This window comes from Hydrogenophilus islandicus (genome assembly GCF_054657095.1).
The window spans coordinates 64,715-82,253 of sequence record NZ_BAAHXE010000001.1 but is presented as its reverse complement, the minus strand read 5'-3'; the positions used below and the strand labels follow the sequence as shown (position 1 = coordinate 82,253).

The following is a 17,539-nucleotide window of genomic DNA, read 5'->3' as shown; positions in this document are numbered from 1 at the left end:
GGAAACCCTTTTTCCTGCGTTGCTTCACGGAAGCAAGTCGGGATGGATCACACTGCGCAACTGGATGGGGCGAGGGTAGAACGGGCGGACGCGGAACCACCAGAGGCTCGCGCGGGGAAAGGACCACGGCAGCGGTGATTCGGTCAGGAGATAGGCCGCCGTCTGGCCAATCCACGGCTGGTGCCCGACCAGGAGCAGCGACTGGGTCGGCCGGGGCCAGCCGAGGCGTTCGAGCACGCGGCTCACCGGGGCGCCGGGGGCGATCGCCGGTTCGACGGTGTAGCGGGTGGTGTAGTGGCGCATCGTCTCTTGGGCGCGCTCAGCCGGCGAAGAGAGGAAAAGGAGATCCTTCGGGGCGTGGCGGCGCAGCCACTCGGCGACGCGCTTCGCTTGTGCCGCTCCTTCCGGGGTCAAGCGGCGGGCGAGATCATCGTCACCCCCCGGCTCCGCTTCGGCGTGGCGCCAGAGGAGAAGATCGATCGCGGTCATGGGTGTTCTCCAGGAAAGGGTCGGGAAAACCAGGCAGCGAGGTTGTCGCGCAGCTCCTCAGTGGGGAGGACCTTTTGCGCGTGGCTCCAGGCGAGCACCGCCACCGCGCCGCGCGCGAGATCGCCCCCTTGGGCGATGATTGGGGTGAGGAGCCTTTCGGCGGTGTACCAATCTTGCGCGCCACCGAGCACCTCGAGCGCCCGTTTGGTGCGCGCGAGCTCCCGTTGAGCCGCCCGCTCGGGCAGGAGCGGTTCGCTCCACTCGAGGAGGTAGCGCCACGCTTTGAGCGCGATCCGCAGGCGATGGCGCTTTTCGGCTGTCGGATCGGTGTGCCACGCGGTGAGCCGGTCGATGACCCGCTTTCGCGCCTTGCGGAGACGCGCAGTAAGGAACGGCGCGAGCGGCTGGGCCGGGCGCTCTTCGGCAAGGATCAGGAACTGGCGGCTCGCATCCAACCAGAGCCGCCCGAGCGCCCCATAACCGACCGTGCGCGGCCGGCGCAGCCGCGCGGTGAGGTGGCGGTAGAGGAGCGCGATCGCGTCGTTCGCAACGGGACAGCGGTAGAGCGCCGGCGTCACGATCTCTTCCAGAAGCACCACCCGGTCGCGGTGCCTGCCCAGATTCGCCGCGAGCGTGGCGAGCGCTTCGCGAAGGGCGTGGGCAAGGGGATTGCCGAGCCACGGGGCAAAGGCGGCGATGAGCACGCGGCTACGGCGAAGCGCCACCCGCAGCTGGTGGAGCGCCTCCGGGTCGTGGGTGAGGTGGTATTGGGTGAGATTCGCCCCCCCTTGGGCGACCGCGGCCCACCACGCCGCGAGAAACGCCTCGGTGATCGACATCTGCTTGTGCCAACGGGGCGGGGTGATCCGCACCGCCTCTTTGGCTCGCCCTTCCAGAAGTGCACCGCCACGCGCCGCTTTCGAGCGCGGTTCGGGCCAGAGCGCTGTCTCTTCCGCGAGGGTGAGGGCAAGCTCGAGGAGCGAGACGGGGGAGGCAGAGAGGCTTTCGATTTCGAGTTCGCAAAGGGGGAGCGTCTCGCCGTTGGCGGCGATCACCCCTTGGTCGAGCGCGACTTCGGCTTGACCACCGACAAGCGCAATCGGCCAAGTGGTGCGGCGAAAGCGGGTGGTGAGGGTGAGCCCGAGACGATTGCTGGTGGCAGCGATCCGTTCGCGCACCGCGTGAACGTTGATGGCTGTGAGAATCGGGGCCAGCCACGCCGCATCGGCAAGCCCCTCGCCGCGCAAGAGCCGGGCGGCGAGTTCATGGGGCAGGTCACACTCCCATTCGTTCCGCTCGGTATAGCCGCTCTGGTCGCTCCCCTCGGTCTTGACCGTGGCCCGGAAGCGCTCACCGCAAGCGCGCACCCGAAGGGCAATCCCCGCGGCAGCAAGCGTCCGCTCGGGGGTATCGAAGTAGCCGCTCTCGAGGAGTTGCTCCGTTGCAGGGGCGTCGGCAAGGAGCGGGTGGCGGCGCAACTTTCCCACCTCGTGCGGCAAGAGGGCGAGTTTCACTTCGCGCTCGACCGCCACGGGGCTACTCCTGCCAGCACACCGCGTCAGGGGTGCGATAGGTGCGGCGTGCCGGCCCCAACTCCGGCGCTGGAGCCACGCGGCCAAAGAGCTGGTCCCACAGCGCGCGCACCGGTTCGGTCACCGCGTCCAAGGTGCCGGCGGGGACAATCGCGGGGCGTTCGTCGAGGCGCAACTGGTGTTGGGTGAGGCGTAGCTGCCGGTAGGCGCGGGCGACGGCGTCGGCAAGCGCTGCGGGAATCAGGCCACACTGCGCCGCACGACCCAAGAGCGCGATGTTCCCGACGTTGTCGGCGAGCATCGGCTCACGCGGTGCATGGGCGAGCACCAAGTATTGCACCAGAAATTCGACGTCGATCAGCCCCCCGGGGTCGTGTTTGAGGTCGAAGCGCTCCGCTTTGACGGGGTGTTCGGCGCGGATTCTCTGCCGCATCGCGACGATCTCCGCGGCCAGTTGCGCGGGGTCGCGTTCGATGCTGAGGATGAAGCGGCGCAGCCGCTCGAACCGTTCGCCCAACTGGGCGTTGCCCGCAGCGAAGCGGGCGCGGGTGAGCGCCTGGTGCTCCCAAGTCCATGCGGCGTCGATGAGATACTCGACGAGACGCGCAAACGGGGTTGCGGGGAGCCCCGCTTCGCCGTCGGGGCGCAGTCGCAGGTCGATCTCGAAGAGCTCCCCCGCAGCCGTGCGCGCACTCCACCAGGTGACCAGGCGCTGGGCGTAGCGGCAGTAGGTGTCGAGCGCCTCCGGGTGGTTGTCGTCGAAGAGAAAGACGAGGTCGAGGTCGCCGGCGTAGCCGAGCTCTTTGCCGCCGAGTTTCCCGTAGGCGATCACGGCGAAGTGGGGCGTTTCGGTGTGGCGGCGGCGAAGCGCGCGCCAGACAACGGGAAGGGAGAGGTCGAGCACCGCATCGGCAAGCGCCGACAGGTGGTCGCTTAGCCGCTCGACGGTGAGCCGTCCGGCCAGATCTTTGAGGAGTAGGCGAAAGAGCTGCGCGTGGTGGGTTTCGCGCAGCCAGTTCATCTGCGCCTCGGGGTCATCGGCTCTCATCTCGAGCGCCTCGGCGAGCGACTGACGAAAGAGCGACCAGTCGGGTTCGTCGTCGAGCACCCGGGCGTCGAGTGCCTCGTCGAGGAGAATCGGGTGGCGGGCAAGGTAGTTCGCGGCCCAGCGACTGCTCGCGACCACCCGGGCGACCTGCTCGAGCGCCTTCGGGTGCTCGTCTAAGAGGGCAAAGTAGGTGGTTCGTGCTCCGATCGCCTCGAAGAGGTCAAGGAGACGCGCGAGCACCGTGTCGGGGGAGGGGAAGCGCGCAGCAACGGTGATCGCTTGCGCGATCAGCTGATCGCGGCGGCGGCGAGAGGCAGCCGAGACCGCTTGCAGGCGCGGGTGGTTTTTGAGGGCATCGAGCCGTTCGGCAAGGGGGGTGGGGTCGCGGTAGCCGAGGTCGCGCAGCCGGCTCGCGTACTCGTCGCGGTCCCCGGCAGCGAACCACGCGCCGTCGAACTGGCCGTCACCCGTCTCCTTGCCAAAAAGCGCGTCAAAGACAGCGCTCACCGCCTGCCGGTGTGTGTCCAGCGCGGCGCGAAAAGCGGGCCAGTCGGGGTAACCCATCGCTTCGGCAAGGAGTTGCTGCCGTTCGGGCTCTTTCGGCAGGTCGTGGGTTTGGGCGTCTTGCCAATATTGGAGCCGGTGCTCGACCCGGCGGAGAAAGACGTACGCCTCGTCGAGCGCCTGTTGAGTCTGCTGGGGGAGGATGCCCCGTTCGGCGAGCCGCTGCAGCACCGCGCGGGTGGGGCGGATTTGCAGCGCCGGGTCGCGTCCGCCCCGGATCAGCTGATGGACCTGGGCGATGAATTCGATTTCGCGAATGCCCCCCGGCCCCAGTTTCACGTGGTCTTGACGATCTTTCCGCGCCACTTCGCGACGGATCTGCGCGTGGAGATCCCGCACCGCTTCGATCGCGCCGAAGTCGAGGTATTTGCGAAAGACGAAGGGCTGGGTGAGCCGCTCCAACTCTGGCCATCGCTCACCAGTGACGGCGCGCGCCTTGATCCAGGCGTACCGCTCCCACGTTCGCCCCTGCGTGACCAGGTACTCTTCGAGCATCTCGAACGAGACGACGAGCGGCCCCGAGTCGCCATGGGGCCGCAAGCGCATGTCGACGCGGAAGACCCAACCGTCACCGGTCGGCTCAGCGAGCGTCTGGATCAGCCGCTGCCCCAATTTGGTGAAAAACTCGCCGTTGCTGATGATTCTCGGGCCCGCCGTCTCCCCCTCCTCAGGGTAGACGAAAACGAGGTCGATGTCCGAGGAGACGTTGAGTTCGCCCCCGCCCAGTTTTCCCATCCCGACAATCAGCAGCTCTTGCTCCCATCCCCCTTCCGACTGGGGGCGCCCGTAACGCGCCGCGAGCGCCTCGTAGTGGTGGAGGTAACTCTCCGCAATCGCTCGGTCGGCAAAGCGGGTCATCGCGGCGGTGATCTCATCGAGCGGCGCTCCGAGCACCAGGTCGCGGACCGCGCAATGGGCAAAGACCGCCGGGCGCAGCAACCGGAGTTTGCGCTCGAGCGACGGGCGTTCGTCCCCCTCAGCAAAGGGGGGATGGTGGAGAAAGTCGTCGAGCGTCGCGGTGGTGAGGGGTTGGTCGATCGTCGTGGCGAGCCAAGCGGGAAGCCACGGGTGGGCTGTGGTCAATTGGCGGAGGTGTGGGCTGTAGCGGCTTGCGCGCTCGAGCCAGCTAGCAAGTTGCGGGTGGGTTACCATGGAAGTCACGCAAAGAGTTTTGCGGCCATTATAATCGCTTCTTTATGCGACAAGGAACCCACAACAGATGACGACCCAGCGGGATTGGGGGTTGGCGCTCCGGGCTTTTGCGGGTGCAGTGGCGGGCGTCTTCGTCACGGCACTCCTTGTTGTTGGCCTTGTGCGGTGGATTTTGTGGCCCAACCTCGCCTGGGTGCAACCGGCGCTCGAGTCGTGGGCGTCGGAGGCGGTTGGTCTGCCTGTGAAGTTTGGCGAATTGCGTGGGGCGTGGCAAGGGTGGGTGCCGCGCGTGGTGGTGCGCGACGGGCGACTCGGTGCGGAGGGTGGCTTGCGTGAGGGGCTCCTGGCTTTCTCCCTCGAGGGGGAGTGGGGCTGGAACCACGGCTGGCGCGTCACCTTTACCGTGGAGGGTGAGGCAGTTGCCCACGCCTCGGGGGAGGTGACGGGCGCGGGCGATTCGTGGGGTGTGACTTGGCGCGCGCGCGGTATCGACGGTGAACGGTTGCGCCGCGATTTCGTCCCCCTCTTCCGGGCCCACGCGTTCGATGTCGAGCGGGTCGTTTTCCCCAGTTTTGGCGAGTTGGCGGGGCGGATTGCGGGAGCGGGGCGCGCTGTAACCGCGGTCGCGCTCCAGTTTGCCGATCTTTCGCTCCCCCGCTCGGCCGATTTCCCCGGCATGACGGGCATCTCCGGGTCCCTTGAGGGGTCGCGGCAGACGGGTTCGTTCGCCTTTCGGGCAGCCGAGAGCGTTTGGCACTGGCCGGCAGGGTGGTTTGCCGAGGAGGAGCTTCGTTTTACTGATCTCCTGTGGCAAGGGGCGTGGCGCTACGCGCCCGAACGGGGTTATGCGCTGGAGACGGAGCTCTTTCGCGCGGTTGCGCCCGATGGCCGCGTGACCGCCAGCGGTACCCTCTCCGAGCTCGAACACCCCGAAAAGATCCGTGTCGATATGCATGCGACACTCGAAAAGGTCAATCTTCGGCGGCTTACCCGTTACCTTCCCCCCGCTGCGGTGGGGGAGGAGACGGTTGCATGGTTGAGCCAGGCGTTTGTCCGTGGCTCTGTCCCTGCGGCGCACGTCGCGATCGCAGGGCCTCTGGCGGCATTCCCCTTTCGCGAGGGGCAGGGGAGTTTTCTTGTCGAAATCCCGGTGCAAGACGTTACGCTCAAATTCGATCCCCGTTGGCCGCCGGTGACCGTGCGCTCCGCGATGGTCCGCTTTCGTAACGAGCAAATGGCGGTCGAGGTCACCGACGCGCAATCGGAGCAACTTCGTTTTGCGCCCATCGTCATAACGATCCCCGACCTCGAAGCCGAGGAGATCGTTCTGATCGTCGAGGGTAGAGCGACGGGGGCGTGGCAGTCCTTCGAGCGTTATCTCGGAAAGAGCCCGCTCGCTCCTCAACTTCCCCTGAAGCAGATCGCCGCGCTCAAAGCGAAAGGGGAGGCGGCGCTCGATCTCTGGCTCACCATTCCGCTCAACGGGGGACCGGTGGGGGCCGCTGGAACCCTGACCGTTGAGCGCTTGGCGCTCCCCGCAGCAGTTGCCCTCTTGCCCGTCGAAGGGGCGAGCGTTCGCCTCCAGTTCGACAGCGAGGGGGTCCGTTCAGCCGAAGCCTCCGGACGGTGGGGGGGGATCCCCGTTTCACTCCTCTGGCCGGACGGCAAGCGGCCAGAGGTGCGTTTCACCGCGGAGGTCGGCATGAGGCAATTGGCGCAGGTCGTGCCCCTGCCCTTGGAGCGAGTGCGCGGGAGTACCCAGGTGACGGGGCGAGTCACCTGGTCGCCGAAAGGGGTGGTCCTGTGGCAGGCAACGAGCGACGCCACGGGGCTGACGCTTGATCTTCCCGCACCGCTTACCAAAGCGGCGCCGCAGGTGTGGCGCGTCGCCAGCGAAGGGGAGGTGACCGCTACAGGGTGGCGCGCGGAGGTTGCGATCGACGAGCGGGTGCGGTGGCGGCGGGACTTTTCCGGTGCGTGGGGAGCGGCGATCGGCCGTGCGACGCTTCCAGAACCGAGCCCCAACGGGCGGATTGCGCTGCAACTCGACCGGTTCGATCTCGACGCCTGGCGTGCGCTCTTGCCTCGAGGAGGGGAGAACGCGTTGGAACTCCCTGATCTCACCGCTGAGGTCGCCGAACTGATCGCGGGGGGGCAACCTTGGCACCAGGTGCGCTTTTCGGGTGCGGCAAGCGGAAAAGCGTGGCGCTTTCGCGTCGACGCGACCGAGGTGGCCGGAGAGGGGACGGTGACGCTAGCGAAGGGGCGCGTCGCGCTCCTCGAAGGGGCGTTTGCTCGGCTTTGGCTTTCGTCCTCGGGGGGGACGGAGCATCGGGACGAGGGGGCAGCGCTCGACGATCCGGCGATGCTGCCGAGCGTGCGGCTCACTGTTGCCGATCTTCGGTTCGGGCAGATGGCGTTCGGGGCGTTGTCGCTCGACGCGGTGCAGAAAGGGGAGCTCTGGCAGGTGCGTGAAGCGACGCTTGCTTTGCCGCAACGCTATCGGGTGCGCGCTGAAGGGTCGTGGCGCACTTTGGGGGGAGGCCCCGCGCGTGGGAGCGAAAGCCAATGGCAGATCAATACCGAGATTGCCGACTTGGGGACAACCCTGCGCTCGCTCTGGGATTTACCGGGTGTTGAGCGCGGAAGCGGCACACTCAAGTTTACGATCTCCTGGTCGGGGAGTCCCTTGGACTTCTCCTGGCAAAAGGCGAAGGGTCGGGGTGAGGTCGATCTCAAAGAGGGACTCTTTCGCGAGATCGATCCCGGTGCGGGGCGGCTGCTGACTGTGTTTAGTTTGCCGATGGTGTTGCGGCGGTTGAAGTTCGATTTCAGCGATCTGGAAAAGGGGCTTGCCTACGACCGGGTGGTCGGGAGCTTTGCCCTGGCGAACGGCTATCTGACGACGGCTGACCTCACCATTGACGCTCCTGTGGCGCTCACCCAGATTGTCGGCAGTGTCGACCTCAACACGGAGACGCAGGAGCTCGAGGTCCGCGTCGTGCCGCGCCTGACGAACACCGCGGCAACGGCGCTTGCCTTCGCCAACCCGATTGCGGGGATTTTGACCTATCTCGGGCAGCAGATCATTGGCGATCCGTTGGGGACGATTCTGATGCAGCGCTACCGGGTGAGCGGTTCGTGGCGTTCGCCGCAAGTCGGACCAGTCGACGCCGGTGAGGGTGGGAAAGGCTAAGCGTGAGGGACAACGATGAGTGAGCAGTTGCGCGTTGCGGTGGTGCAAATGGTGAGCACGCCGCGGGTCGAGGAGAATGTGGCCGCTGCCGAGCGTTTGGTTGCCCAGGCGGCCCAAGCAGGGGCGGATGTCGTGGTTCTCCCAGAGTATTGGCCGATCATCCACCGCGACCTTGCTGCTCGCCTTGCGGTCCGTGAGCGGTTTGGGGAGGGGCCGTTGCAGGCAGCGATGGCGCGGTGGGCCATAGCGCACCGCATTTGGTTGATCGGCGGGACGATTCCTCTTTTTGCCGACGACCCGGGGCGGATGAGAAACAGCTGTCTCGTCTTTGACCGTTCGGGCGAAATGTGTGGGCGCTACGACAAGATCCACCTTTTTCGTTTCCAAAAGGGGGCGGAGTCGTACGATGAGGCGCGCGAAATCGAAGCGGGGACGACGCCGGTCGCGTTCGACCTCGAGGGGTGGCGGGTAGCGCTTGCCGTCTGCTACGACCTGCGCTTTCCGGAGCTCTTTCGCGTGGGGGCGCCGGTCGATGCGATCGTGCTCCCTGCCGCATTTACCCACACCACCGGGCAAGCCCATTGGGAGGTGCTACTTCGGGCGCGGGCGATCGAAAACCTCTGTTACGTCGCCGCAAGCGCTCAAGGCGGGCGGCATGAGAGCAGCCGCCGCACGTGGGGCCACTCGATGGTGATCGATCCGTGGGGAACCGTTCAGGCCCTTTACGCTGAAGGGGCGGGCTGGGTGATCGCCGAGTGGCGGCGTGAGGTGCTCGAAACGGTGCGGGCGCAGTTGCCGGCATTGCGCCACCGCGTTTTGTGATGATTGACTTTTTTCTCCCATGCGCTATCATAGCGGCCTTCCGGGGTGTAGCGCAGTCTGGTAGCGCGCTTGCTTTGGGAGCAAGATGTCGGGGGTTCGAATCCCTCCACCCCGACCAGGCTGCTTCGATCCGACGGGGGTGGGCTACACGATCTGCCCGTAGCTCAACTGGATAGAGCACCGGCCTTCTAAGCCGGGGGTTACAGGTTCGATCCCTGTCGGGCAGGCCACGGTTAAGGTTTTGCAAGTTTGCGGCGGCATTAGCTCAGCTGGTAGAGCACTGGATTGTGGCTCCAGGGGTCACCGGTTCGAATCCGGTATGTCGCCCCATATCACCCCGAGGCCGGCTCATCCGGCCTTTTTTCTTTGAGGTGATCCGATGATCCTCGACGGCAAAGCGCTTGCGGCGCGGGTGCGCGCCGAACTCAAGACCCAGGTGGCAGAACTGGCGGCAAAGGGGTGCACCCCAACGCTCGCGGTCATCTTGGTAGGCGACGACCCCGCGTCACAGGTCTATGTGCGCAACAAAATTGCCGCGTGTGCCGAGGTGGGGATCGCGTCGCGGGCGTTGCGCTTTCCCGCCGATTGTGCGCGGGAAGAACTCTTCCACGCCATCGACACCCTCAACGCCGACCCCCAGGTGCATGGCATTTTGGTGCAATTGCCGCTCCCGCCGCAGTTTGACGAGACGGAGGTGATCGAGCGCATTGCGCTGACCAAAGATGTCGACGGTTTTCATGCGGAAAATTTAGGCCGATTGTGGCAGGGGCGTCCCTGCTTTGCGCCGTGCACTCCGGCAGGCGTGATGCGGCTCCTGCGCGAAGCCCACGTCGAACTCTCGGGCGCGCACGCTGTGGTGGTGGGCCGCTCCAACATCGTCGGCAAGCCGATGGCGGCGTTGCTCTTGCACGCCGGAGCTACGGTCACCATCGCTCACTCCCGTACCCGGAACCTGGCGGAAGTAACGCGCCGCGCCGACCTCCTGGTCGTTGCGGTGGGGCGGCCGCAGCTCATCACTGGCGAGATGATCAAGCCGGGCGCCACGGTGATCGACGTGGGGATCAACCGCTTGCCCGACGGCCGGTTAGTCGGGGATGTCGATTTTGCCTCAGCGGTCGAGGTTGCCGGGGCGATCACGCCGGTTCCCGGGGGTGTCGGCCCGATGACGATTGCGATGCTCTTGGCGAATACCGTCGAGGCGGCACGGCAAACGCTTCAGGGAGCGGGGGAATAGTGCGATGACAGCGTGTGCCACGGAATCTGCAGAGACCGGCCGTTTATCCCAGGATGCGCCCGACCCACGCGTCGCCGCCGCGCTTGCCGCTGCGCTCCGCGACGGGCGGGTGAAGCGCTTTGGCGATCGGCCGCTCGTCGGCGTCGTGATGGGTTCTGAGTCGGACTGGCCGACGATGCGCGCGGCGGCGGATCTGCTTGAGACCTTTGAGGTGCCCTTTGAGGCGCTGGTCCTCTCCGCCCACCGCACGCCCGACTGGATGTTCGCCTACGCCGAGACGGCGGCGGCCCGCGGGCTGCGGGCGGTCATCGCGGGCGCAGGAGGCGCGGCGCATCTCCCGGGAATGATCGCCGCGAAAACGGTGTTGCCGGTGCTCGGCGTGCCGGTCGCAAGCCGCGCCCTTTCCGGCGTCGATTCCCTCTATTCGATCGTCCAGATGCCGAAAGGGGTGCCGGTGGCGACCTTCGCGATCGGCGAGGCCGGGGCAGCGAACGCAGCGCTTTTTGCAATCGCGATGCTCGCGACGACTGACGCGCAACTTGCGGAGCAGCTTGCCCGCTTTCGCGCCGACCAGGTCGCTCTGGTGGAGCAGATGACGCTGAGTTAAACTGCGATGACGGAAAGCATCACCATCACTCCCCCCGCGACGCTCGCAGTCCTCGGCGGCGGGCAACTGGGGCGCTTTTTTGTGCGCGCAGCGCAAGAGCTCGGCTACCGGGTGTGGGTGCTCGACCCCGATCCCTCTGCGCCTGCCGGGCGCATCGCCGATCGCCACCTCGTCGCCCCCTACGATGACCCGGAGGCGCTCGACGCGATCATGCACGGGTGCGCAGCGGCAACGACCGAATTCGAAAATGTCCCTGCGGCGGCGCTACGGCGCTTGGCGGAGAAGATCCCCGTTCGTCCGCACGCCGACGCAGTTGCAGTCTGTCAAGATCGCCGCGGCGAAAAGGGTTTTCTCGCGCGTCACCATCTGCCGCACGGGCCCTTCTGGGTGATCGAGTCGATCGAGGCGTGTGCGGCAGTTCCCGAGGAAGCTTTCCCCGCGATCCTCAAAACCGCGCGGCTCGGCTACGACGGCAAGGGGCAGCGGGTGGTGGCGTCGCCTGCGGAACTCGCTGCCGCGTGGACGGCGTTGGGTGAGGTTCCGTGCGTACTCGAGAAGCGGCTCGACTTGGCTGCCGAGCTCTCGGTCGTGCTCGCTCGGGGGGTGGATGGCCAGGTCGTCGCCTTCCCGCCGGGGGCGAATGTTCACCGCAATGGGATTCTCGACACCACCGCCGCGCCGGCACCGCTTCCTGAGGCGGTGTGCGCGCAAGCGGTGACGGTTGCCGGGCAGCTTGCCGCCGCGCTCGATTACGTCGGCGTGATCGGGGTGGAGTTTTTCTGGACCGAAAAGGGTGAGCTCTTGGTGAATGAGATGGCGCCGCGCCCCCACAACAGTGGTCACCACACCATCGACGCCTGCTCAGTGTCGCAGTTCGAGCAGCAGGTGCGGGCGTTGTGCGCGTTGCCCCTTGCCGTGGCCCACACCCATTCGCTTGCGGTGATGAACAACCTCTTGGGTGACCTCTGGTTTAGCGGGAAGGGCGAGCAGCGCGAGCCCGATTGGGAAGCGCTCTTGGCGCTCCCCCGTCTTGCGCTCCACCTCTACGGGAAGGCGGAACCGCGCCCGGGGCGGAAAATGGGCCACTTCACCGTCACAGGTAAGACGCTCGACGAAGTTCGGCCGGTGGTCGATGCGGCGCGCGCGCTGCTGGGGTTGCCGCCGTTCTCGTGGATGGACGCTCCCCGATGACGCCCCAGATCGTTCCGGCGACCCCAGAGAATGTGGCGCGCGTCGTTGAGCGGCTTGCAGCGGGCGAGTTGGTCGCGCTCCCCACCGAGACGGTTTATGGCCTTGCCGCCGACGCTGAAAACCGCACTGCGGTCGCTGCGGTCTTTGCCGCCAAGGGGCGTCCTGCCGACCACCCGCTCATCGTCCACCTTGCTGACACCCAGCAGGTCTCGCGCTACGCAGCGCACTGGCCGCGCGCCGCGGAATCTCTGGCACACCACTTCTGGCCCGGGCCATTGACCCTCGTCGTCCCGGCGCAGCCCCGGGTGCTTCCGGAGGTCACCGGGGGGCAGCCGACGGTCGCCCTTCGTGTACCCGACCACCCTTTTACCCGGGAGGTGATCGCCCGCCTCGGGCGCGGGGTCGTCGCCCCGTCGGCGAACCGCTTTGGTCGCGTCTCGCCGACGACCGCAGCGCATGTCGCCGCCGAGTTCCCCGCACTCGACCTCTGGATCGCCGACGCTGGGGCAACGCCGGTTGGCGTGGAGTCGACGATCGTCGATCTCAGCCGCGAGGCGGTCGGTGTCGTCCTGTTGCGCCCAGGGGCGGTGGGGGAAGAGGCGATCGCGCAGGTGCTCCGCGACGCGGGGCTCGATCTCCCTGTCTTTTCCGCTGGCGGTCGTGACCGCAAAGAGGCGACGCTTCCACCACCGCGCGTTCCCGGCGCCCTTCCTTCGCACTACGCGCCGCAGACGCCGTTGCGGCTTTGGCGTCGCGAGGCGTATACCGAATATGGTCGCACAGCGGCGCATACCGCTCCCATCCCGCACGCCGTCTGGTTTCCGGCCGATTGGGCGAAACTTCCGGGTGAAGTGCTCCGTCTCACCCAACCCGACTCGCCTGTCGAGCTTGCGCAGCAGCTCTACGCGGCGTTGCGTACGCTCGACGCAAGTGGCGCTGAGGAGCTCTGGGTGGCACTCCCTGAGGGGAATGACCCGCTGATGACTGCGGTGCGCGATCGCTTGCAGCGTGCCGCCCACCGCTGACGATGGAAGGAGATGTGATGACCGTTCGCACCCGTTTTGCGCCGAGCCCGACCGGCTACCTTCACCTGGGCGGCGCGCGCACCGCGCTCTTCAACTGGGCTTTTGCGCGCCACCACCAGGGGAAGTTTATTCTTCGCATCGAAGACACTGACCGCGAGCGCTCGACCCCGGAGGCGGTTCAGGCGATCCTCGACGGGATCCATTGGCTTGGGCTCGATTACGACGAAGGGCCGATTTTCCAGACGCAGCGCATGGACCGCTACCGGGAGGTGATCGCGCAGCTCCTCGCCCAAGGGAAAGCCTACTATTGTTACGCGACGCCTGAGGAGCTCGAGCAGATGCGGGAGGCGCAACGCGCCCAAGGGTTGAAGCCGAAGTACGACGGACGGTGGCGGCCCGAGCCGGGTAAAGTGCTCCCCCCTCCGCCTCAAGGGGTTCCCCCCGTTGTCCGCTTCAAGGCCCCGCAAAGCGGCAAGGTGGGGTGGCACGACCTCGTCAAAGGGTGGATCGAGTTTGACAACAGCGAGCTCGATGACTTTGTCATCGCCCGCGCCGACGGCACCCCGACCTATAACTTCTGTGTTGTCGTCGACGACTGGGATATGGCGATCACCCATGTGATTCGCGGCGATGACCATGTGAACAACACCCCGCGTCAGATCCATCTCTACGAGGCGTTGGGGGCACCGCTCCCCCACTTTGCCCACCTGTCAATGATCCTGGGGCCCGACGGCCAGAAACTCTCCAAACGGCACGGGGCGGTCTCGGTGATCGCGTACCATGAGGCGGGGTATCTCCCTGAGGCGCTCGTCAACTATCTTGCCCGGTTGGGGTGGAGCCATGGCGACGACGAACTCTTTACCCGCGAACAGCTGATCGAGTGGTTCGATCTCGACCACATCACGCCCTCTGCCGCCCGTTTCGATTTCGACAAATTACGCTGGGTCAATGCCCACTACATGAGGCAGGCAGCGGTTGCGCGGCTCGCCAGTGAGGTGGCTGCGCGGTTGGCGCGGCGGGGGGTCGATCCGGAGAAAGGGCCACCGTTGGAGGCGGTCGTCGCCCTCTACCGCGACCGCGCGGAGACGCTGGAAGAGCTCACCGATGCGGTGCTCCCCTTCTATCAGCCCGTCCACCCGCCGGCTGAGCTCGTCGCAGCGACCCTCGACGAAACAGCACGGGCGGTTTTGGCCGACCTCGAGAGCCGCCTCGCGGCGCTTTCTGATGAGGAGTGGCGCGCCGAGCGGCTTGCCGAGATCTTCCGTGCAACCCTTGCGGCGTGCGGCGTGAAGATGCCTAAGCTCGGGATGCCGCTCCGGGTGGTGCTGCTCGGGACCAAACAGTCGCCGGCGATCGAAGAGGTCGTCGCGCTCCTCGGTAAAGCGGCGACCCTGGAGCGACTCGAGCGCTATCGGTGAGGATGGGATGGGCGACTGGCGGTGGGTCGACGGGGTGGCCTACTCCGAGCGGTTTGGCGACGTCTACCACACCCGAGCCGGCGCCCTCGGGCAATCTCAAGCGGTTTTTCTCCACGGCGCGGGGCTTCCCCACCGCTGGCGGGGGAAGGCGCGCTTTGCCATTCTTGAGAACGGTTTTGGCTTTGGCGTCAATTTCCTCGTCACCTGGCGCGCATGGCAGGACGACCCCGGTCGCGCGGAACGGCTCGACTATGTCGCGATCGACGCCTTTCCGCGCGATGCCGAGGAGTTCGCTACTTTTTGGCGGGCGTATGACGCCGACCCCCGCTGGCGGGCGCTTGTCGCCGAGCTCTTGACGCAATATCCCCCGTCGGTTACCGGCTTTCACCGCCTCTGGCTCGACAGCGGGCGGGTGCGTCTGACCCTCGTTTGGCACGAGGCGCAGACGGCAGCAGAGGAGATCGTCGGGCGGTTCGACGCCCTCTACCTTGACGGTTTTGCGCCGGCGAAAAATCCGGAGATGTGGTCCGAGCCCCTGTTGGCGGCGCTCACCAAGCGGCTTGCGCCGGGTGCGCAGGTGGCGTCGTGGTGCGCAGCGGGCTCTGTGCGGCGGGCGCTTGCCGCGAATGGCCTTGTGGTGCGGCGGTGCGCTGGCTTTGGCGGCAAGCGGGAGCGGCTCGAAGCGGTGGTTCCGCCGTATGGCCCTCCTTCGTGTTCGCTTCCGCGCCGGGTCGCGGTCGTCGGCGCAGGGATGGCGGGAGCGAGCGCTGCGTTTGCCTTGGCGGAACGCGGGGTCGACGTCACCCTTTTTGACGCCCATCCTCGAGCCGCGAACGGGGCGTCGGGCAATTGTGCTGGGGCGGTGCGATGGCTTCCGAGTCGCGACGACAATCTGCTCGCGCAGTGGACCCGCAGCGGCCTCTTGACGCTGCGCCGCCGGTGGCCACGCTGGGTCCCGTTTGGGGCCGAGGCGGGTTGGGTCGGCGCCCTGCAGATCGCGCGCAACCCGGAGCAGGAGGCGCGGATGCAGGAGGTGGTCGCGGCACTCGCCTTTCCGCCGTCGCTCCTTGCCGCGGTGACCGCCGACGAGGCGAGCGCGATCGCGGGGGTGGCGACGCGCTTCGGCGGGTGGTGGTTTCCCATCGGCGGTTGGGTTGTCCCGCCGTCGCTTGTCGCTGCGATGGTGCGCGCCTGGGGGATCACCTGTCGCTGGGCGAGCGAGGTCGTTGCCCTCACGCCGGATGCTGGGGGGTGGGAGGTGGCTTTCCGCCCCATCGGGGAGGCAGCGGATCGGGCATCCGTTGGCCGAGCCCACTTCGACGCGGTGGTGCTGGCTACCGGGGTCGGCGCAACGCCGAGTTGGCCGCCCGCCGAGGGTGGGCGTTCCTGGGGGCAACCACCCGCCTATCCTGGGCAACCGTTGCCGCTCACTCCGATTCGCGGGCAGGTGAGTTGCAGCACAAGCAACGCGAAAGTGCCGCTGCGGGTCGTGCTCACGGGGAGCGGCTACGCGATCCCGCCACGTCGCACGCCCTTCCTTTTTGGTGCCACGGCGCACCCCAACGACTGGTCTGCTCTTCTCCGCACCGAAGACCACGAGGAGAACCTCCGGCGGTTGACCGCGATGGTTTCCCCCAACGATCCCCTCATCACTGGGCTTCCGCCGCACTTTGCGGGGCGAGTTGCGTGGCGCGCGGCGACGCACGACCACTTGCCGATCATCGGGGCGCTCGCGCCGAGTGGCCGTTGGGACGATCCGAGGCGGTGGGGAAGTGGCCTGTGGGTGATCAACGGCTTAGGGGCGCGTGGGATGGCGATCGCGCCGCTCGCCGGCGAGCTTTTGGCGGCCCAGATGATGGATGAGCCGTGGCCGGTGAGTCGCCGTATGGCGAAGGGAGTCGATCCGGCCCGTTTTGTGCGTCGCCGCAATTTGTTACACTCTCCATTTTCCGTAACTGAACTAGGGCAGGGGTAGAAGATGGCGTTGATCGTCCAGAAGTATGGTGGGACGTCGGTCGGGTCTACCGAACGGATCCAGAACGTCGCCCGCCGGGTAGCGCGCTACCACCGTGACGGCCACCGCGTCGTCGTCGTTGTCTCCGCGATGAGCGGGGAGACCAACCGGTTGGTGGCACTCACCCAGGAGCTTTCCGAGCAACCCGATCCGCGCGAGGTCGACCAGGTGATCTCGACTGGCGAGCAGGTGACGATCGGGCTTTTAGCTATTGCATTGCAGGCGATCGGGGTGCCGGCGAAAAGTTTCACCGGCTGGCAGGTGCCGATCCGCACCGACAGTGCGCACACCAAAGCGCGGATCCTGTCGATCGAGCGCGACGCGATCGAGCGCGAGCTCGACGCAGGCAAAGTGGTCATCGTAGCCGGTTTCCAAGGGATCGACGACGAGGGTGACGTGACGACGTTGGGGCGTGGCGGGTCCGATACCACTGCGGTCGCGGTAGCCGCAGCGCTTGCCGCAGACGAGTGTCAAATCTACACCGACGTCGACGGCGTCTATACCACCGACCCCCGCGTTGTCCCGGAAGCACGCAAACTCGACCGCATCACCTTCGAAGAGATGCTCGAGATGGCGAGCATGGGGTCGAAGGTGCTGCAGATCCGTTCCGTCGAATTTGCCGGGAAATACAAGGTGAAACTGCGCGTCCTCTCGAGTTTCGAAGAGTCGGGCGAAGGGACATTGATTACCGTTGAGGAAGAGCAATCCATGGAACAGCCGATCATCTCTGGAATCGCGTTCAACCGCGACGAAGCGAAAGTGACTTTGCTGGGCGTGCCCGATAAACCCGGTGTGGCGTACAAGATTCTCGGCCCGATCGCCGAGGGCAACATCGACGTCGACATGATCGTCCAGAACGTCGGGCACGATGGCACCACCGATTTCAGCTTTACGGTTTCGAAGAATGACCTCAAAAAAGCGCTCGCAATTCTCGAAACGGTGAAAGAGGAGCTCGGCGCGCGCGCTGTCGAGGGTGATCGCAGCGTCTGCAAAGTGTCGCTGGTGGGGGTCGGGATGCGGTCGCATCCAGGGGTCGCGGCGAAGATGTTCAAAACTCTTGCCGACGAGGGGATCAACCTGCAGATGATCTCGACGTCGGAGATCAAGATCTCGGTGGTGATCGCCGAGAAGTATCTGGAACTGGCCGTGCGGGCGCTCCATAAGGCGTTCGATCTCGACCAGCCGCAAGAGTGATCGTTTCGGCTGTGGTATAATCACGTGCCCCTTTTTACAAAGGGGCAAATCCA

The 17,539-nt window shown here is 66.3% G+C and carries 12 protein-coding genes and 3 tRNA genes; 12 read left to right on the top strand and 3 right to left on the bottom strand.

The annotated features are described in order from the left end of the window. Positions 1-24: 24 nt before the first annotated feature. Genes ACYQ6T_RS00400 through glnE form a run of 3 tightly spaced genes read right to left on the bottom strand, consistent with a single transcriptional unit; the run spans position 25 to position 4,785 of the window. The gene (locus tag ACYQ6T_RS00400; protein ID WP_459826337.1) at positions 25-489 is read right to left on the bottom strand and encodes a SixA phosphatase family protein; all 465 of its coding nucleotides are present in this window, start codon (positions 487-489) and stop codon (positions 25-27) included. After that, positions 486-2,021, bottom strand: coding sequence for a CYTH and CHAD domain-containing protein (locus ACYQ6T_RS00395; RefSeq protein ID WP_459826335.1), 1,536 nt, complete (start codon positions 2,019-2,021; stop codon positions 486-488). The genes ACYQ6T_RS00400 and ACYQ6T_RS00395 overlap by 4 nt, the downstream gene beginning before the upstream one ends. 4 nt (positions 2,022-2,025) lie before the next feature. Continuing rightward, positions 2,026-4,785 (bottom strand): bifunctional [glutamate--ammonia ligase]-adenylyl-L-tyrosine phosphorylase/[glutamate--ammonia-ligase] adenylyltransferase, encoded by a 2,760-nt coding sequence (gene glnE / locus ACYQ6T_RS00390; protein ID WP_459826333.1) that lies wholly within the window; start codon positions 4,783-4,785, stop codon positions 2,026-2,028. 67 nt (positions 4,786-4,852) lie between these two features. Between glnE and ACYQ6T_RS00385 the strand changes: the two genes are divergently transcribed. From ACYQ6T_RS00385 to ACYQ6T_RS00330, 12 genes are all read left to right on the top strand, one after another. Further along, complete coding sequence (locus ACYQ6T_RS00385; protein ID WP_459826331.1) at positions 4,853-7,981, top strand: YhdP family phospholipid transporter; 3,129 nt, start codon at positions 4,853-4,855, stop codon at positions 7,979-7,981. A 15-nt stretch (positions 7,982-7,996) separates the two neighbouring features. Beyond that, positions 7,997-8,803: a carbon-nitrogen hydrolase family protein gene (locus tag ACYQ6T_RS00380; protein WP_459826329.1), complete on the top strand. Its 807-nt coding sequence runs from the start codon at positions 7,997-7,999 to the stop codon at positions 8,801-8,803. A 41-nt stretch (positions 8,804-8,844) separates the two neighbouring features. Next, positions 8,845-8,921, top strand: a tRNA-Pro gene (locus ACYQ6T_RS00375). Between the two features lie 35 nt (positions 8,922-8,956). Beyond that, positions 8,957-9,033: transfer RNA gene (locus ACYQ6T_RS00370), tRNA-Arg, on the top strand. A gap of 24 nt (positions 9,034-9,057) precedes the next feature. Next, positions 9,058-9,133, top strand: a tRNA-His gene (locus ACYQ6T_RS00365). A gap of 49 nt (positions 9,134-9,182) precedes the next feature. After that, on the top strand, positions 9,183-10,037 hold the full coding sequence (folD, locus tag ACYQ6T_RS00360) for a bifunctional methylenetetrahydrofolate dehydrogenase/methenyltetrahydrofolate cyclohydrolase FolD (RefSeq protein WP_459826327.1): 855 nt from the start codon (positions 9,183-9,185) through the stop codon (positions 10,035-10,037). A 148-nt stretch (positions 10,038-10,185) separates the two neighbouring features. After that, on the top strand, positions 10,186-10,644 hold the full coding sequence (gene purE, locus ACYQ6T_RS00355; RefSeq protein ID WP_459826532.1) for a 5-(carboxyamino)imidazole ribonucleotide mutase: 459 nt from the start codon (positions 10,186-10,188) through the stop codon (positions 10,642-10,644). Between the two features lie 6 nt (positions 10,645-10,650). Continuing rightward, entirely contained in the window at positions 10,651-11,835 is a 1,185-nt protein-coding gene (locus ACYQ6T_RS00350) for a 5-(carboxyamino)imidazole ribonucleotide synthase (RefSeq protein ID WP_459826325.1), read from the top strand. Next, positions 11,832-12,860 (top strand): L-threonylcarbamoyladenylate synthase, encoded by a 1,029-nt coding sequence (locus ACYQ6T_RS00345; protein WP_459826323.1) that lies wholly within the window; start codon positions 11,832-11,834, stop codon positions 12,858-12,860. Before ACYQ6T_RS00350 ends, ACYQ6T_RS00345 begins: the two co-directional genes overlap by 4 nt. Positions 12,861-12,877: 17 nt before the next feature. Then, positions 12,878-14,278, top strand: coding sequence for a glutamate--tRNA ligase (gene gltX, locus ACYQ6T_RS00340; RefSeq protein WP_459826321.1), 1,401 nt, complete (start codon positions 12,878-12,880; stop codon positions 14,276-14,278). A gap of 7 nt (positions 14,279-14,285) precedes the next feature. Further along, positions 14,286-16,253, top strand: a complete 1,968-nt coding sequence (gene mnmC, locus ACYQ6T_RS00335) for a bifunctional tRNA (5-methylaminomethyl-2-thiouridine)(34)-methyltransferase MnmC2/FAD-dependent 5-carboxymethylaminomethyl-2-thiouridine(34) oxidoreductase MnmC1 (RefSeq protein WP_459826319.1) — start codon at positions 14,286-14,288, stop codon at positions 16,251-16,253. A 3-nt stretch (positions 16,254-16,256) separates the two neighbouring features. After that, positions 16,257-17,486 carry an aspartate kinase gene (locus ACYQ6T_RS00330; protein WP_459826317.1) on the top strand — a complete coding sequence of 410 codons (1,230 nt, stop codon included), beginning with the start codon at positions 16,257-16,259 and terminating at the stop codon, positions 17,484-17,486. Positions 17,487-17,539: the final 53 nt, after the last annotated feature.